The sequence below is a fragment of the Coleofasciculus sp. FACHB-542 genome (assembly GCF_014695825.1).
GTDB lineage: Bacteria > Cyanobacteriota > Cyanobacteriia > Cyanobacteriales > FACHB-T130 > FACHB-T130.
Genome location: NZ_JACJPB010000010.1, coordinates 1 through 18,836 on the forward strand (window position 1 = coordinate 1; position 18,836 = coordinate 18,836).

Here is an 18,836-nt window from a genome sequence, read left to right on the forward strand (position 1 = left end):
GTATTTCATTAGTTTTACTTATGAATTACCCGGGGTGAGCGTAGAAGACAGGTGAGCGAGCGCATAATTTCAGACCTCATATTACCCCAGCGACGACTTTTGCAAGAGGTCTATTAATTAAAACTAAACTTATTAAAAGCAAAAACCACCTTGTACTTTTGGGTAGAAGGTGGTTTTAAAAAGTAATTAGAAGTGGAGCCTACGGGAATCGAACCCGTGTCCAAATTGGGTATTAACCTATCGCTCATTCACAGGTTTAGCCTATCTAACCCTCAAGGCGGGAACCATCCATTATCCCGGATGACAGGATTCTCTGATGAGGTCTTAGCTAGCAAATCTACCAGAGACGACTTGCTATCGCATCCGTTGGGGTTGTTCTGTAGCCCTTAACGGAGTCAGACTACAGACGCTCAGAAACCTAAGATGAGGTTTTTAGGCAACGACAGCTGCCTGACGAGCGAATGCTACGATGTTGTTTTTCGCAGTTACTTTTTTTTGAGTCCAGTATTAACGAGAGAAGACTCACTCTCGACCTGAATCACGGGGCAGCGTTCGCCAACCTGTCGAAACCATTAAGGCCCCCTGTCTCACATATTCTATTATAGTTATTTGTTGAAGGAATGACTGAATTTAACAAGGTTTCCAGAGACAGTTTTCGGGAGTAATAGCCGAACGATTCAGTTCGGTTTAATCGGCGGTTGGCATCCTAAATATAGAGGGAAAAGCGATCGCTCCCAATTGTGCAAACGTCGATACAAGCAGTAGCTAATTATCCTTCTGTTTGTCCGATTTCTCCGGCTTGTCCGGGTTTTCCGGCTTGTCCGGCTTAGATTTTTTTTCCGATTCCGGTTGGGATTGAGTTTCTGGTTTAACAACTGGCACGACAACTGAACCTGGCGGTGCGGAAGTCTCTGGTGCAGATGAGGGAGCAGGATTAGTTGGCTTGCGCTCGCTGCGAGGGAATGGCGGCGTCGCTTCCGAAGCGGCGGGAGGCTGCGGATTGGCAACCGGGGATGGTGGCGGCTGTTCCGAAGCGGGAGAAGGTTGTGGATTGTTAGCAGCCGGTGGCAGAGTTTGTTCGGATGTAGGAACCGGCTGTTTTTGCTCCCTGCGTTCTATTTCTGCCTGTCCGGCGTTCTTGTTCGCCTCACGATTAGATTGCGGCTTGTTTGAGTTCGGGGATTTCGATGAAGTGTTTGCAGGAACATCGCGCTTAACCCGCTGCTGAGATTTTCTGCGGAAGGATTTTTGAACTTCAACGGGTTGCCGTTCAGACTCAGTAGGGGTGCTATTAACTTTCTCTACGGATTCGGGAGTGACAGTTTGGGCCTCTTGTGGCTGATTTTGCGGCTGGGATTCCGGTTGGGCAACAGGGGAAGCGTCAGGCGGTTGAGGCTGACGCCAGACAGAACTCAACGCGATCGCTAAACCGGATGCGATCGCGATTCCTGTAGCAATGAAAAGACTGCGGGGATTTCGGAAGAAGGAAGAACTGGATTGATGGTTTCTCTCTTCTGGTACGGGCGAAGCGATCGCGCCTCCATTTCTTGAACCCGAATTTTTTCCCACCAAAGCTTCGCCTCTAGGCGGTGATGGAGAGATCGCTGGGATAGTTGCCACTGTACGAGTTGGCGGCATTGTTTCGGCAGTGGAACCTCCAAACTGAAGATCTGGCAACAGAGACAGCCACTCATCTACACTGCCAGGTCGATATTGAGCATCAACAGCCATCCCGCGCATCACCGCCTGATTTACCGCCGGACTTAGGTAGTGTTTTAAGTCGCGGGGCGCTGGCATCGGTTGCCTGTCTCTGAGTACCGCAGGCGTTGGTACTGTTGCCGTTAACAGCGCGTAAAGTGTGGAGGCTAACCCATAAACATCCGTCGCTGAGGTGCGCTTTGCTTGGGGCAGGTACTGCTCAATGGGAGCATACCCTTCGGAAACAATACTTGTGTGAGTTTGGGTTGAGTCTGGCGTAAACTCCCGCGAAATCCCAAAGTCAATCAGCACCACCTCTTGAGTTCCTTGGCGCAGAATGATGTTCTGGGGCTTGATATCCCGATGCAGCAGATTATTTTGATGCACCACTTTGACTGCTGCCCCAATCTGCTGCATGAAGTGGATAGCAGCGGACTCTGGCAGCGGCTTGTCCGGAAACACGACCTCTTGCAAAGTTTGACCCGCAATATAGTCCATTACCAGGTAGGGCAACCCAGCTTCCAAAAAGAAATCGTTAACCCGAACGATATTGGGATGGACGCACAACGCCAAACGTCTTGCTTCATCCTGAAACTGACGCCCAAATCTGGCAAAGTCAGGATGCCGACAGAGGGAATCGTTAAGCGTTTTAATGACTACAGGTTGACCCAAGTAGTGGTGGGTGGCTTGAAAGGTAACGCCAAAGCCACCCCGTCCCAGTTCTCGATCGAGAGTGTATTTGCCACCCTGCAAAGTTTTGCCAACTAGCGTGTCCATGCAATCACCAAGAATGAAGGATGAGCTAATTTGAACTCATTTTAAATTTCTCTTCCTTCCGATGTTAGAACCTTTGACCGATGCCGAATTGGAGTCGGCTTTCACCGTGGTCGTTGATACCAAAGTCAGCCCTGAGCAAGCCAATCGGGGATTGGACGCGCACACCAGCGCCGTAGCCAAAGCCAGTTCCTTGTTTGCCACGGACAGTTCCAGGTTCTCCCGGCACCGTATCGCCAGAGCCTAAGTCGGAGCCAAAGTCAGCGAATAAAACGCCACCTACCGGCTTAAAAACTGGGAAGCGATACTCGGCAGAGGCTAACACATAGCTGCGACCGCTGGCAACATCACCACTTCCGTAGCCCCGTACAGAATTGATGCCACCTAGATTAAAGGCTTCATAGGGAGGGAGATTGCCGATGGTTGTGCCTCCCTGCACGTTGAAGGCTAATACATCTGGAGTTGCACCGTTGGTTAAATTAAAGGGTATGTACTGGCTGTAGTTTGCCTTAACCCGGTTCATCAAGATACTGCCGTTCCCAACCGGGATCGATTGTTCTGTACTGAGGCTGACGACCGAGCCTTTGGTTGGGTTAATTGGATTGTCTCGTTTGTCTTGTGCGATCCCAGCAGACACGGAAACTTTGTCGTCGATACCGTTTTGGCTATAGGAAAGGCGATTTCCTAATTCATCTACGGGTGAGAGATTGCCTTTGCTATCGCGGATGCTAGTGCGGGTGTAGTTCACGCCTACCGATGCCTGCACATCGCCTACAGGTTTCGTGAAGGTGACGCCGCCGCCAAACTGCCCTTCCCGAACTTTGTCCCCATTCGGCAACTTAACATCTTCATTGAAGGTTTCGGAAAGTTGCCGCTGTCGAGATGCCTCGATACTATATCCAGGGCGGTCTGGATTGCTGGCGCGATAGGGACTGGTAATATTCCCATTAAACTGTAAGTCGCTGCGGCTTGCTTGGACATTCAAACCCACCTGCTGGTTAATGCCCCCAAAATTCTGGTCTTTATAATTAATGCTGCCGAAGATGCCACTGTTCTCGCTGTAACCACCCCCAACGTTGATGGCGCGGGAAGTGCGTTCGGTCAGGTCGTAGCTCACGTCAACTTTTCGAGAATCACCACTGAGGGAAACATCCGCGTTGTCAAACAGCCCTAACTGATACAGCCGTTGCAAGTCTGTCCGTGCCGCATCGACCCGGAAGGGTTGACCCGGCTTCAGTTTTAACTCCTGACGGACGAAATTTTCTTGGGTGCGTCCTTTGGTTGGCTTGCCCTCGCTGTCTAAAAAGCGGATTTTCACATTCCCAACGGTACCCTCAGCGACTTCAATGGTGACTACCCCATCGCGGCTGGGTTGCACGGCTAGCACTTGTGCTGCCACATAACCATTTTGCTTGTACCACTGGTTAATTTGTTCGGCACTTTGGTTGAGGGCATTGGGGCTAATTTTTGCCCCCAGTTGGGATTTAAAAATATCGTTGGCAACCGCTGGGGTCAGGGCTTGGGCACCGGAAAGTTTGAGCGATCGCACCACCAAGGGTTTCACCTCGAAGACTGTTCTCAGTCCATTTGGCTCGGTATAACTGGTTACGTTGGCATCAGTAAATAGTCCGGTCGCTAAAATCGCCGTTACATCCTTTTGCAGCTGGCTTTGACTGGTATCTCCACCCGGACGAGTTTTAATCGTTTGACGGACAATTTGCTGCAACTCTGGTGTCGCTCCCGCTACCTCAATACCTGTCGCGGTCACGACCAAATCTGGTGAATTGAGAGAGCTAGCAGGCGCTTTTTGGGGAACGCGAGTCGTCTGAGTAAATTGAGGCAGTGTCCGGGTTTCCGGTGCCGCAATGGCTCTCGCGGGGCGGGTGGTGGCAGAATTAACGGGAACAACTACCTCAGGATTGACGGGTTGTTGAGCTGGCGCGGATGGCTGGCGCGTACCCGAACTAACGGGGACAACGACCTGAGCATCTGCTATTTTTTGAGTTGCGGCTGTTGAGGAGGGCACATCGGAAGTGACCGGGACAACGACAACTTCTTCAGCGTTTGGTGTCTGGGTTGGAGAGGAAGAAGTTGTACTGGCGCTAGCCAGAGAACTGAGATCGCTCGCAGCCAAAACCGCTAAAGTGCAAATAGCCAAAGAAGGAACGCGCATTATAGAAAACCAGGGAGAGAGAGGAGGAGAAGGAGATTGCATACAGATATCCAGCGAAATGGTATAAGACGGTAGCTAGTGTAAAATCGCTAATTGCTTATCGCTTACGAGGTTTTGTTAAATTTGACACTCGCTATTGCCGTCTGGTTCCATTCGTCGATTTTGAATTTGGAAATTTTTCCCTGGCTTCTCTGGAGTCAGGAAGGTTGGATTTTGGATTGGCGATGGACAAACAATCGAAAATCTAAAATCTGTGGAGGTCTGGGATGAGGGTACTGTGCCTCAGCAATGGTCATGGGGAGGACATCATTGCCGTCCGGATTTTGCAACAACTTCAGCAACAGTCTCATTCTTTGGAACTAGCAGCCTTGCCATTGGTAGGCGATGGGCGAGCTTATGCTGAGCTAGATATCCCGATCATTGGCCCCGTGCAGACGATGCCCTCCGGTGGCTTTATCTATATGGATGGGCGTCAACTGGTGCGAGATGTACAGGGCGGTTTATTACAGCTCACCCTCGCCCAGCACCGCGCAATCCGAAAGTGGGCGTCCCCAGGCAGACCCAAGGAGCGAGGTAGAGGGGTAATCCTGGCGGTGGGGGATATTGTCCCGCTGTTGTTTGGCTGGTTAAGCGGCGTTCCCTATGCTTTTGTGGGTACGGCTAAATCGGAATATTATTTGCGAGATGAAGCGGGGCCATTGCCACGGCGCGATCAACGAGGGCGCTGGGAAGGTTGGTCTGGGTCTGTTTACTTGCCTTGGGAACGGTGGCTGATGAGTCGGCGGCGTTGTAAGGCGGTGTTTCCCAGAGATGGGCTGACAACTCAGATGTTACAAAAGTGGTCTATCCCGGCGTTTGATTTAGGGAACCCGATGATGGACGGTCTGGAACCGCCGAGATCCAGGGCAATATTTTATTCGTCAAATGCTGAACAGGAAGAGATGAGGCGATCGCTAATTGTGGCTCTTCTCCCCGGTTCTAGACCTCCCGAAGCTTATGCCAATTGGCAGCAAATTATGCAAGCTTGTGTGGGGTTAATGCAGGGGTTTGCACCTCGACCCGTCCTATTCCTGGGAGCGATCGCACTGGGGTTAAATTTAGATCCTTTGCGCCAAACCCTTATAGCTCAGGATTGGCGAGAATCTAATGCACCGGGAGAAAGTGAGAAATTCTCTCCCTCACCGATTTCTGACCCAGAAGCACTGACTTTTACGAAAGAAAATGGCACTCTAATTCTGACTCAGCACGCTTATAACGATTGCTTAAATCAAGCCGATTTAGCGATCGCAATGGCTGGTACGGCAACGGAGCAGTTTGTCGGATTGGGGAAACCCGCGATCGCGATCCCCGGAGAAGGCCCTCAGTTTACGAGCGCCTTTGCCGAAGCTCAATCTCGCCTGCTAGGACCCTCCCTGATTTTGGTAGAACAACCCGCTAAAGTCGCCGGGGTTGTGCAATATTTATTACGCGACCCCGATCGGCTGCAACTGATTGCTGAAAATGGACGCCGCCGCATGGGAGAAGCGGGAGCCGCCGAGCGGATTGCGGCTTGTGTGATGGAACGCTTGTTGGGTTTTTACTTTTCAATTTAGGCTCAACCCATTGCTAATTGCCACTGACAGTAGGGGAGCAAAGTTGTTCTTCCCCTACTCTGATGGCGTAGCCTTGTTGAAAGAAATGATTGCCCAACTCATGCCCACCCCGTTTATTTAATTGAGTTGATGTCCCAACTATAATAGAGAATAAAGAATGAGTTTCGTTGAGAGTAGATTGCTTTGAGCTGAGCGAATACATTTTAGGTTTGGGCTTCGCCCAGCTATTGATTAGAGAGGGATCAAAATCCATGTACAAGATAGGTGTATTGGATGATGATGAAAATTGGTGTTTGATTATCGAGCGATTTTTACGAAAAGATTTTGAAGTTCATATTTATAAAACAGTCTTTACTTTTTTACAAGAAATAGAAAGTTACGATTTACTGATTATAGATTTCTCTATTCCCCCCGCTCCTTATGAAAAAGGCATGGATGGTTGCGAGATCATCAATCATATCAAAAATGATTTTATAAATCCTCCCTTATTAGTTTTAGCAACCGGCTTTATTAGTGCCAATGAATTAGAATTTGGCAGAGAAATCTGTCCGGAAGCCGATGCTTTTTTAGCGAAAGATGCAGGGTTAGACATCATTTTGAATGAAATCAAACGACTGCTGAATTCTAAAGATAGTGATGCATCTAATCGAGCGATCGCAAATCCACCCAGTTAGATGCTTCATGACTTTATAAGTAATACATTTCCCCTTGGTATTCGCTTAGTAAACTGCATTCTACAGACGGAGAAAAGTAATAAGGCGTGCTTAGATATTCTTAACCAACACTCCAATGTCTCGTTGAATCGGCAGCACATCTAAAATATCGGTTTGGGAGCAATATTTCAGGTCTTCTTGACAATCGAGGCGTAACAGCCGTTGACCGTGACTAGCGTGGTGGAACAACTCTAGTAAATTATTTTGCCACTGCTGGTAAAGAGCGATCGCGGCACATCCTTCATCGTTACCTATTTCTAGCGAACCTTTCTCTTGCAAAGAATGAGCGATCGCACCTGCACACACCGTATCCTCCAGAGAAAAACTACCTTCCCAACCCGATCCCAGCAGCCAAACCGTCTCTGGCTGCTTGCTGAGAACGTATTCTACCACCGCTTGACGATTCACTAACGCTGCTGCCAGAACCACTGGAGCCTTCTGTACTCGCGTTAGGGCGCGAGTGCCATTCGTAGTACTGATAAATAATCGTCGTCCCTGTACGCGCTCTGGCGTACAATCCAGGGGAGAATTGCCCAAATCGCAGCCAGACACTTTAGCACCGCCTCGTTCACCAGCGCGCAACCGGAGATCGGCTTGCCACTGTTCGCTGACTTGCATCAAGGTTCCCATATCGCTAAAGACTTGGACAGCCTCAGCACCCGCATTCAGGGCGGTGGCGATAGTAGTCGTAGCGCGGAGTACATCGATGGCGATCGCGCACTCTGGTACGCTGTCGGAGGGCGTCAGTTCGGGCGTGTGGTATACAAATAACTTCACAATTAAGGTTTTACCTGCAATCAAAACTATTGACTTAACATTTTAGGGAGCATTAGGTACAAAAGCTTACCCATTTAGATTAAACCGCCGAAAGTCGTGCTAACGCATCTTTCATGGTCGGTGGTAACTGGCGCATAATCTTACCCTTCTCTCGATCCACTACCACTAATGTGACTTTGGCAGTGACGTACAACTCTCGCCCATCCGTAGATTGAATCTGATAATCCCAATTGATGCGGACGCCCTCGGTATCTGCCATGCGCGTCTTCAGCACCGCACTCATTCCCATCCGCAGAGGGCGGTGGTAGCGCACCGAAAGATCCACAACCGGCATATCGCATCCCAAAGCGACTAAATCTGCAAATTCGATGCCAATTGAGCGCAGGCATTCCACCCGCGCCTCTTCCATCCAGGTAATATAGGAGCCATGCCAGACAATCCCTGCATAGTCAGTATGGTGAGGATGCGCCTTGACTGGGTATTCAAACCAGTTCTCTGTCGTAGCTGTTAGAGAGACGCTTTCAATCGCGCCCGTAGGTGGCAGTGATGGCGAGGTTTGTGGTTCTTCTGACACGTTGCCTATCGTCCTCAGTACACCTAGAGGATTGTACCTCTAGACTGAGCGCGATCGCCTCCTGAGATCGTTAGATGACTCTTCTTCCTGCGCGAGGGCTATTCTCAGTGCGATCCTTCCGTAACGAGCGATCGCAAGCGTGGATCTCTTCCAGTAGCATAGAAATTTTCTGCTTGCCAACCGTAATTTCCTCAGAAAGCATCGGGTTTTTGCCGATTCCCTACTGATGAAATAACCAATTTCTAAGCCAGCCATCTGCTAAACCGCTTGTAGAGGAGTCGTCTCATGCATCGTCGCGTCTATCACCTCAGTCTTCTCACGATTACCCTGCTTCTCACCCTTCACCCTTCATCCTTGATCCTTGATCCTTCTGAAAGCGCTTTAGCACAGGCACCAACCTCTACAGACCGGAAAACTGAAGCAGACCGACTTTTCCAACAAGGCGTACAGCAGTATCGTCAAGGGCAATACCCAAAGGCACTCGCCACCTATCAACGGGTGCTAGAAATACAGCAACAACTGAATGACAAAGCCGGAATTGGGCAAACCCTGAACAACATCGGCGAGGTTTACTACTGGTTGCGGCAACCTGACAAAGCTTTAGATGTTTTGCAGCAAGCTTTGGCTATTCGCAGAGAATTAAAAGATCGTACAGGGGAAGGAGAAACCCTAGATAATATTGGCTTGAGTTATTTCTGGAATGACCAAAATGACAAAGCTTTAGAAACCTTGCAACAAGCTTTGGCGATTCGTCGGGAAGTACAAGACAAAGCAGGAGAAAGTAAAACCCTCAGTAGTCTTGGCACGCTTTACGCGGGTGGTCTTCAGCAATATCCCAAAGCCTTAGAAAGCTTACAGCAAGCGCTGGCAATCCAACAAGAATTAGGGGATAAATTTCTACTAGGAATTACTATGCGCCGAATGGGGACAGTCTATCGAGGCATGAAAGAGTATCCTCGTACTTTGGAGTGGTTGGAGAAATCGTTAGCCCTCAGCCGCGAAGTACAAAACCGTGTAGGTGAAGGGGAAACTCTCTATCAGATCGGCTTAACTTACTTTAATCAAGACAAGTATGACCAGGCTTTGCAATTTTATCAGCAAGCATTGCCTCTTATTCAAGCCGTAGGAATTCACCTAGTAGAAGCTGGCATTCTCGAAGGAATGGGAGATTCTTACTTTAATCAAAAACAATATGAGCAAGCGATCGCTTTTTACCAACAATCCCTCCCTGTTGTTAGAGAAGTAAAGAATAAGTCCCAAGAAGTTGGCATTCTTCTATTCATAGGGAAGGCTTACAGCAGTCTTAAGCAATACGAGCAAGCGATCGCCTTTAAGCAACAAGCTCTGGCAATCGCGCAAGCCATTCCCAATAAAGCGCAAGAAGCCAATGTTCTCTCTGGAATAGCCTATATTTACTTTAGTCAAAATCAATATGAGCAAGCGATCGTATTCTATCAACAAGGACTGGCGATTACACGAGAAACCCAAGATAAGCCCCAAGAGTCTAACTTTCTATCTCTAATCGGAAGTTCTTACTATTTGCAAGGTAAAGACGAGCAAGCCATTGAATTCCTTCAAAAATCATTAGCTATTCGCCGAGAAATCGAGGATAAACCCGCTCAACTAGAAACCCTAATCTTGTTAAGTGGAATATATAGCTCAACAGCCATATCATTTGTCAACAGAGGGGTGTATCCTCAAGCAAAAGCAGAGTATTCTCGCGTGATAGAGTTGGCACAGGAAGCTTTAAACCTTGCCAGAGAATTGAAAAAAACAAAATCAGAAGCAAGTGCTTTAATTCATCTGGGAGCAGCTTACAGCTTCTTTCAAGACGAGCGAAAAGCGATTGAAGTGTTACAACAAGCGATGAGCATTGCGCGAGAAACCAAGGATTTAGGTATTGAAGACTCAGCTCTGACTCAGCTTGCTAGCATTTACAATACTCAGGACGACTCTCGCAAATATATTGAAATCAGGTTGCGACAAGTCGAAATTGCACGACAGCAAAATAATAAACGGGGTGAGGCAGATGTTTTACTCACTTTAGCCAGCACCTATAACGTACTTGGAGAAAATCAAAAGGCAGTCGAAACCTACCAGCAAGCATTAGCCGCAGCGCGACAAATCGAAATCGCTAAACTATTGCCAAATTTACAAGATAGTGCGTTAAGCACAGAGTCGAGTGCCCTAGATGGCTTAAGCCTGAGTTACAGCAATCTTGGGGAATATGACAAAGCTATTGATTGGGCGCAACAGCTATTAAAGCGTGCACAAACCCTTGGTAAACCTGCATTAGAAGTAGACGCGCTGCTGCGGTTGGCTTTCTTATACAATGTACCTCTCAAAAATGTTCCGAAAGCCATTGAAGTCAGTCAGCAAGCCTTAACCATTGCGCGGAAAATCAAAGAATCCTCCCTTGAAGCAAAGGCACTGGCAAGCTTGAGCAGCGCTTACAACAAACAGGGAAACTATCCCTTAGCGTTGCAGTCGGCTGAGCAATGTTTAGCAATTGCCAAGCAGCTAGAAAACCCCCAACTAGAGCAGAATGCTTTGGATATTATTGAAGAAATTTACTCCAACCAAGGTAACTATCAAAAAGCGGTGGAGTTTGCTCAAGCTAGGTTGGCAGTAGTGCAAAAGGCAGAACTGAACAACTATGAAATCAGTGCTTTAACGTCCCTAAGCCAGAGTTATGGCTTGTTAGGTGATACTACCAAAGCCGTGGAAACAGCCAAGCAAGCTTTAACTTTAGCACGACAAAGGCAAAATACTTCTCGTGAAGCCCTAGCTTTAAATGCTCTCAGCGACGCCTACAGAGTTCAAGGAGAATACGAACAGGGGATAGCAGTAGGACAAACGTCTTTGGAGATATCGCGCAAAAACAAAGATTTCATTGGAGAAGTAGCGGCGGCGACTATTCTTAGTGGAATGTATGAGGCTTTGGGAGAATATCAAAAAGTAATTGCAGTTGCAGAGCCAAGTTTAGCACAGGCAAGGAAAATAAATAATCGCGAACAAGAAGCAGAGTTACTAATCAAGTTAGGAAACTCTTACGGAATTATTGGCAAATACACAGAAGGCAAACAGTTAGTAGAGCAAGGATTAGCAATTGCGCGAGAATTAAAAAATCGTAGGCTAGAATCCCATGCTTTAGCTCGGTTGAGTAACCGCTACAAAGATTTAGGTGAATATCAGAAAACATGGGATTCACTTCAACAAAGTTTGAAAATTGCCCGTGAAACTAATATTCCAGCAGCACAGACCTTACCGCTAACTTCTCTGGGGATTGTTTATGCTGAGCTTGGGGATTACCAAAAAAGTAACGAATTCTATCAACAAGCACTGCCCATACTACGTCAACTCAAAAATCGCTTTGACGAAAGCCTTGTGCTGCTTTTTATCGCCCAAAACTATTTTGCCCAAGGAAATCCACAAAAAACTATTGAATCCGCTCAAGAAGGATTAGCAATTGCTGGAGAAATTAAAGAGCCGCAAATCCAAGCATTTGCTAATATATTGCTGAGTCTTGGCTACGGGCAATTGGGTAATGACAAACAAGCAATGGAAGCCGCTCAAACTTGGTTGAATTTTACTAGAAAAGTCCAAAATAAAGTTTGGGAAAAACAAGCTCTTACTCTGGTTGGACATATCCATCGCAAATTTAGACGCCAAGAAGAAGCCATTGAGATATATCAACAAGCACTTGCGATCGCAACCGATAATCAAGCTCCTGGCGCTGATGCTTTCATTTATTCAGGATTAGCTCGTATATACCACGATTTGAATCAGTCAAGTGTTGCCATTACTTACTATAAGCAATCGGTTAACAAAATTGAGGAAGTCAGACGCGGTATCGAAGGCTTACCACAAGAGTTACAAAACTCTTTCTTAGATGCAACAGTTGATTTCGACAAGGTGAGGGTATCTGATATTTATCGTCAGTTAGCAGCCTTGTTGCTCTCCCAAGGACGGGATAAAGAAGCCCTACAAGTGCAGCAACTATTGAGAGAGCAGGAAATTCGCGAAGCCATCAGTCCTAGAGGTACTACGGGGGATAAGCTTAATATTCCACTCTCTCCAACGGAGACAAAGATTCCTGCTCAAAGCGAGTCTATTATTGCCTTAGCAAGGCAAATTAATGAGTGCGAAAGTACCAACTGTAGTCAACTTAAAGAGCTTACTACTCGTCGTACCTCTCTGATTGTTGAATTTGACCAACAATTGCAGAAGATTGACCAAGAAATTCGCGCTAACCGTGCCAAAGATGACGCTTTCTTTGACCCAAACAAACTAGCAAAAGCTCAAGAGATTGTCGAAGCACAACCAGGCACGGTGATGATTTATCCCTTGGTTCTAGAAAACGAACTGTGGTTACAACTATATGCTCAAGGGGGTGCAGTCAAAACCGTTAAGGTTAACGTTGGAAGAGATGAATTAGGAAAGGTAGTCAAAGAGTTTCGCGATTTAATGAAGGAGTGTGAGAAGGTTGCTCATTGCGGTTCTGATGAAGCTACTAAAATACAAGCAGTTAGTCTAAAACTTTATAACTGGCTAATCAAAGACTTAGAGGCGGAACTTCAGAATAAGAATAACCAGGTGAAAAACTTGGTCTTTGCTCTTGATAGAGTGACGCGCTATGTTCCGATGAGCGCCCTTTATGACGGGAAACAATACCTAATCGAAAAATACACCATCTACAATGTATTGACAGAAGATACTGACACCCGCGATAAACTACCTGTCGGCACTCAAAATAGCCCTGTTTTGGCAATGGGATTATCTGATGCTGTCCCTGGTTTTGGTTCTCTACCAAATGTGCCTGCTGAAATCGATGCGATTGTGCGTCAAGAAACTAAAAATAATCAGGGAATTTATCCTGGTCAAAAGTTCTTAAACCGTTCTTTTGACTTTGCTACTCTGCAAGACAATTTGAAAAGTTATCGAATTTTACACCTAGCGACTCATGGGGTATTTGTTCCTGATAGCGCAGATAAATCCTACATCTTATTAGGAACCGGCGAACAACTCACGATTCCTCAGATAAAAACCTTAACCGGGTTAAATAACATTCATTTGGTTGTGCTGTCAGCTTGCCAAACCGCCTTGGCTGGTCCCCGTCAAGACGGCATAGAAATTGCTAGTATGGCTTACCACTTCTTAAACCGGGGAGCGAAGGCGGTGATGGCTTCCCTGTGGCTCGTGGACGATAGCAGCACCAGTCTTTTGATGCAGCAATTTTATAAAAATTTAGCTAACGGCACCTCTGAAAAGGCGATGACTAAAGCGGAAGCGTTGCGCCAAGCTCAACTCAATCTGTTACAAGGCAATGTCTCAACAGCAGCCAATACCAATCCTCGCGGTGGCATTATTGTCGAACAAATACCTGGTTCTAGACCGCCGATAACCCCCAGCAACGGCTCAAAATTTTCTCATCCGTATTATTGGGCACCGTTTATTTTGATAGGAAATGGACTTTAAAAAACTATCAAAATTCAGGTACTTGGTAAAGGTAAAAGAGATGGAAAAAATTTCTCACCTTCTTGCTTACGATTGGGCACCTCTGATGCTGATTAGAAATGGCACCTCTGATGCTGATTAGAAATGGCACCTCTGATGCTGATTAGAAATGGATAATAACACGCCCAACTCAGATAGTTGATGCTTTGGCGATTGGCTATACTAGAGGCGCTTAACGCTCAGGAGAGGCAACAAATGCAATGAAACAAAGAATTCTAGCCGCCGCTGGGCTGTTATCTGTCCTCTGGTTCGCTACGCCAGTGAGAGCGGAAAATCCCGAACACCTTAAACGGTTGCTGGAAACCAATAAATGCTTGAATTGCGATCTTAGTGATGCCAACCTGATTGGTGCCAAATTGGTTGCAGCCGACTTGAGAGGAGCTAACCTGAGTGGTGCCAACTTAAGTGGCGCTGACTTGTCTGGTGCTAACTTGACCAATGCCAACTTAACCAGGGTGAATTTGAATAATGCCAAATTGACGGGTGTTATAGGACTTCCTAACAATCTCGTCTCTTTTGAGCCAAGAACACAGAATAGACAGGAAGGTGGAGGATTCCCTTTGAGGGGTATCGTTTACAATCCTCCAGAGCAAGAAGTTCCAAATATTCGAGAACCAGGAGCCTCGCGTGGTAGTAGCGCCTGTATTGTTGATGCAAAGCGTCTAACTGCATTGGTACCAGGCAAGAATCCTGGTAAGAATTTTGGGGTGACGGTTACAGGATACCCAACCTTCTTCTTTTATATTCCTAAAAATGCCCCGCAGGCAGCAGAGTTGATGGTATGGGATGTAGAGGGAAAACAGGTTGTTTACGAGACCACTTTCAAGATTTCTCAAAATCCTGGTGTTGTTAGCGTTAGCCTCCCTGAAAAAGCAAATGCGCGATCGCTGCAAGTTGGAAAAACATACCGTTTTTCCTTAGCACTGCTTTGCGACCCTGAAGACCGGGGGAGTAATATTTCGGTTGAAGGCTGGATTCGACGCAACGAATTAAGCGCCTCTCTTGCCAGTCAATTACAGCAAGCATCTCCCCAAGAGCGTCCAGTTATCTATGCAAAAGCTGGCATCTGGTATGAAACTCTGACTACTCTGGCTGAGCTACGTCGCGATCGCCCTAACGATTCTACGCTAGCAGCCGCCTGGGAAGATTTGTTGAAGTCAGTGGGACTTGAGGCGATCGCTACCGCACCCTTGCTTCCGCAGCAAACACAGGGAAGCACTCCACCAATCTCTAAACCTGCTGGTACTTTAAATGCACCTGGAGGGCAGGCGGGAAGCGGAACCCAGCTTAGGGGTGGCGCTTACAATCCTGCGGAAATTGCAGTTCCTGGCGGGACGCAAGGAGGAGGATCGCGCTGACGAGTGGATAAACCTTTTACTAGGAAGACTGACAGATATCAATTACTTACTACAAAAGAAACGCGATGAAGGATATTAAAGCTAATCCGCTTGTGTAGCAGTATTTTTATGCGTCCCCCTGTTCAGAAACTTAGCTTTGCTACAGCCTTACTTTTATCTTTCGGTTGCTTCTCCCCAGTGGCAGCGAACTCCTTAGCCTTACCGGGATTTTTGGCGGAACCGGCAAAAAAAATGCGGTTTATCGCCTCTCGACAAGAGCAAAAAACTGAGGCAGATCGGCTGTTTCAACTAGGCATTCAGCAATTTCGTAACAGCCAGTTTAAAGAAGCTCTGCAAACCCTAGAAAGAGTTCTGGAAATTCGCCAAAGAATTGGCGATAAACCAGGGGTTGGGGAAGCACTTACTAGCCTGGGGGAAGTTTACAACGGCTTGAGTCAATACGCCAAAGCTTTAGAAACCTTACAGCAAGCACTGCCTCTCCGAAAAGAAGTGCGCGACAAGGTGGGCGAAGGACGGACGTTGACAGAAATTGGTGCTACTTACCGCGAGTTAGGACAGTTTCCTAAAGCAATAGAGATTTTACAACAAGCGTTGGGAATTCTAAAAACAAAAGACGACAAGGTAGGCGAAGGAAACGCTCTCTATAATATTGGCATTGTTTATAGCGGTCAGGGACAATATCCGCAAGCACTAGAGTTCCTCCAGCAAGCTTTGGAAACGGCGAAAGCAGCAGATGACAAGCTAGGCGAAGGTAGAACTCTGAACACGATTGGTGGAGTTTATGACAGTCAGGGACAGTATCAAAAGGCGATAGAGTTTCAACAACAAGCTTTAAAAATTCTTAGGGATATTGGCGATCGCTTGGGTGAAGTCCGCACTCTAAATAACTTGGGCATCACTTATCGCAAGCTAGGCAGGTGTCCTCAAGCTCTAGAAGTCCATCAACAAGCTTTAGCAATCAGCCGGGATATCGGCAATCCCGCCAATGAAGGGCGTAACCTTTACAACATTGGGGTCGTTTATCGCAGCTTAGGCAACTATCCTCAAGCTCTGGAATATTATCAGCAAGCTTTAGCAATTAGCCAAGAGATCGGGGACAAGACAGGTGAAGGGCGCACCCTCATTGGTATCGGGGCAGTTTATGACAGCCTAGGGCAGTATCCAAAAGCGCTGGAGTCTTACCAGCAAGCGTCGGGAATTCTTAAAACTATCGGCGACAAAGCTGGTGTGGGGGCGACTCTCAATAACATTGGGGGCGTGTACTACAGTATGGGCGAGTATTCCCAAGCACTGGAATTCTATCAGCAGGCATTAGAGATTGCTAGAACCATCGGTGACAAAGCTGGTGAGGGGCGCACGCTCAGCAACATTGGGGGAGTTTACGATAGTTTAGGTCAGTATCCCCAAGCACTGGAATTCTATCAACAAGCGTTAGCTAACCGCAGAACTATCGGCAACCGCGCGGGTGAAGGAAATACCCTCAACAGCATTGGAGGAGTATACGAGAACTTAGGGCAGTACTCTCAGGCGCTAGCATTCTTCGAGCAAGCTTTGGAGATTCGTCGAGAAATCGGCGATAAAGCAGGAGAGGGAACGACTCTCAACAATCTTGGCGAAGCTTACCGCAATTTAGGTCAATATCCCGAAGCGTTGAAATTCTATCAGCAGGCGGTGGGGATTCTTAAAGAAATTGGCGACAAGGCGGGTGAGGGAGTCACCCTCAACAATATCGGAGTTGTTTCTAACCAGTTGGGACAGTATCCCCAGGCGCTGGAGTTCTTTCAGCAAGCTTTAGCAATTCGTCAAACCGTCGGCGATCGGGCTGGCGTTGGAGCTACTCTGAATAACATTGGGGGAGTTTACAACCAGTTAGAACAGTATCCCCAAGCGTTAGAGTTTTTTCAGCAAGCATTGGGAATTGCTAGAGAAATTCGCGATAAGACGGGAGAAAGAATTGCGCTTGGCAATATGGGTTTTCTGTTAGAGAAACAGAATCAGCCAGAATTAGCGATCGCTTTCTATAAGCAAGCCGTGAATGTCACCGAAGTAATTCGGCAAGATTTACGAGTGCTGCCACGAGATCAACAGGAATCATATACTCAAACCATTGCCGACACCTATCGCGCCTTCACTAACTTGTTGCTGTCGCAAGGACGAATTTTAGAAGCTCAACAGGTGTTAGAACTGTTGAAGATTCAGGAATTACCCAACTATACAAAAAATGTGAGAACTGGAGATAAAACTTCAGGAATCGCCTTAAATCCCATTGAAGAAAAGATTCTCAAAGAAAATGGAACGTTAATCGCTTTTGGGCAACAAGTTGAACAGTGCAAGCAGAATCGGTGCAGCCAATTGAGCCAATTCAACGATCGGCTTCAGGCTTTGACCGAACAATATAATCAGACAATTGAAACTATTCAAAAAGAAATCCGCAGCCGTCGCGCTCAAGATGATGCCTTTTTTGACCCCAATAAACTTAGTAAAGCTAAAGAGATCGTCGAATCTCAACCAGGTACCGTGCTGATTTATCCCTTCGTACTAAAGGACAAAATTTGGCTGCTATGGGCATCGAAAGGAGGCATTGTTAAAAGCTTGGAAGTTCCCGTAACGCAGCGGCAATTAGGCGAATCTGTTTTAAAATTCCGTCAGTTAGTAGAAGATTCCCGGTCTGATATTTCCGAAGTCAAGATGACGGGTAAACAACTCTACGACTGGCTAATTAAACCGATTGAACCCGAACTCAAAGCGAATAAAATTAAAAATTTAGTTTTTTCGATGGATCGGGTTACTCGTTACATTCCCATCAGTGCATTGTTTGATGGTGAAAAATATTTAATTGAGAACTACTCCGTTTCTACAGTGCTATCTGCTGACTTAACAGATGTACGCGATCGCCTTCCTCCTGGCATTGAAAATACCTCCGTTCTAGCGCTAGGGCTATCTCATGCAGTGGCTGGCTTTAATTCCCTGCCCAATGTCCCCGCAGAATTAGATGCGATCGTGCAAAAGAAACCGAACGACACAACTGGAATTTATCCGGGAAATGAATTTCTCAACAATGCTTTTGATTTTCCTACCTTGCGAGATAATCTTACAGGTCATCAGATTTTGCATATTGCTACCCACGGTCAATTTGTGCCAGGACGCCCAGATGATTCATTTCTGCTATTAGGTACGGGTGAGAAATTAACAATTTCTCAGATTCAAACTTTACAAGATTTGGGCAATGTTCATTTGGTTGTGCTATCAGCTTGCGAAACGGCACTGGGTGGGCCAGACCAAGATGGTGTAGAGATTGCTGGCATCAGCTACTATTTCCTCAATGCTGGAACCAAGGCAGTAATCGCTTCCTTGTGGCTGGTGGACGATCGCAGCACCAGTCAACTGATGCAAAAATTCTACGGCTATTTAGCTCAAAGTACACAGCAGGCACCAATGACAAAAGCTACAGCCCTTCGCCAATCTCAACTGGGCTTGCTGCACGGTGATTTCTCAAGCCCAGCGCTTAATAATGTTGATAGTCGCGGCAGTATTAATGTTGAAGCAATACCCAATTCTAGAAGCAAAAATCCTCTCGGTGCTGAGTCAAAATTTGACCATCCTTACTATTGGGCACCGTTCATTTTGATTGGAAATGGACTTTAAAAAATTTTGAGTTTT

General features: G+C 46.8%; 10 protein-coding genes and 1 other RNA gene. 6 read left to right on the forward strand and 5 right to left on the reverse strand.

Annotated features, from left to right (window positions below):
• Positions 1–190: 190 nt before the first annotated feature.
• The 3 genes from ssrA to H6F52_RS01840 all read right to left on the reverse strand — a co-directional run bounded on the left by ssrA (position 191) and on the right by H6F52_RS01840 (position 4,687).
• Positions 191–582: a transfer-messenger RNA gene (gene ssrA, locus H6F52_RS01830) on the reverse strand.
• A 183-nt stretch (positions 583–765) separates the two neighbouring features.
• Positions 766–2,475, reverse strand: a complete 1,710-nt coding sequence (locus H6F52_RS01835) for a serine/threonine-protein kinase (protein WP_190531561.1) — start codon at positions 2,473–2,475, stop codon at positions 766–768.
• Between the two features lie 64 nt (positions 2,476–2,539).
• Positions 2,540–4,687, reverse strand: coding sequence for a BamA/TamA family outer membrane protein (locus tag H6F52_RS01840; protein ID WP_242033816.1), 2,148 nt, complete (start codon positions 4,685–4,687; stop codon positions 2,540–2,542).
• A gap of 224 nt (positions 4,688–4,911) precedes the next feature.
• Here H6F52_RS01840 and H6F52_RS01845 point away from each other — a divergent pair, with 224 nt between their 5' ends.
• Together H6F52_RS01845 and H6F52_RS01850 are read left to right on the forward strand one after the other, a co-directional pair.
• Positions 4,912–6,237 carry a lipid-A-disaccharide synthase-related protein gene (locus H6F52_RS01845; RefSeq protein WP_190531563.1) on the forward strand — a complete coding sequence of 442 codons (1,326 nt, stop codon included), beginning with the start codon at positions 4,912–4,914 and terminating at the stop codon, positions 6,235–6,237.
• Positions 6,238–6,488: 251 nt separating this feature from the next.
• The gene (locus H6F52_RS01850; protein WP_190531565.1) at positions 6,489–6,911 is read left to right on the forward strand and encodes a response regulator; all 423 of its coding nucleotides are present in this window, start codon (positions 6,489–6,491) and stop codon (positions 6,909–6,911) included.
• A gap of 90 nt (positions 6,912–7,001) precedes the next feature.
• Here H6F52_RS01850 and H6F52_RS01855 read toward each other — a convergent pair whose 3' ends face one another.
• Positions 7,002–7,727: a 2-phosphosulfolactate phosphatase family protein gene (locus H6F52_RS01855; protein ID WP_190415674.1), complete on the reverse strand. Its 726-nt coding sequence runs from the start codon at positions 7,725–7,727 to the stop codon at positions 7,002–7,004.
• A 79-nt stretch (positions 7,728–7,806) separates the two neighbouring features.
• Positions 7,807–8,301 (reverse strand): thioesterase family protein, encoded by a 495-nt coding sequence (locus tag H6F52_RS01860; protein ID WP_190531567.1) that lies wholly within the window; start codon positions 8,299–8,301, stop codon positions 7,807–7,809.
• 74 nt (positions 8,302–8,375) lie between these two features.
• Here H6F52_RS01860 and H6F52_RS01865 point away from each other — a divergent pair, with 74 nt between their 5' ends.
• The 4 genes from H6F52_RS01865 (at position 8,376) to H6F52_RS01880 (ending at position 18,821) form a co-directional block, all read left to right on the forward strand.
• A complete protein-coding gene (locus H6F52_RS01865; protein WP_190415104.1) occupies positions 8,376–8,528 on the forward strand; it encodes a hypothetical protein in 153 nt (50 codons plus the stop codon).
• Between the two features lie 58 nt (positions 8,529–8,586).
• Positions 8,587–13,779 carry a tetratricopeptide repeat protein gene (locus H6F52_RS01870; protein ID WP_190531569.1) on the forward strand — a complete coding sequence of 1,731 codons (5,193 nt, stop codon included), beginning with the start codon at positions 8,587–8,589 and terminating at the stop codon, positions 13,777–13,779.
• A 239-nt stretch (positions 13,780–14,018) separates the two neighbouring features.
• Positions 14,019–15,176 (forward strand): DUF928 domain-containing protein, encoded by a 1,158-nt coding sequence (locus tag H6F52_RS25955; RefSeq protein WP_190531571.1) that lies wholly within the window; start codon positions 14,019–14,021, stop codon positions 15,174–15,176.
• 108 nt (positions 15,177–15,284) lie between these two features.
• The gene (locus H6F52_RS01880) at positions 15,285–18,821 is read left to right on the forward strand and encodes a tetratricopeptide repeat protein (protein WP_190531573.1); all 3,537 of its coding nucleotides are present in this window, start codon (positions 15,285–15,287) and stop codon (positions 18,819–18,821) included.
• Positions 18,822–18,836 lie beyond the last annotated feature (15 nt).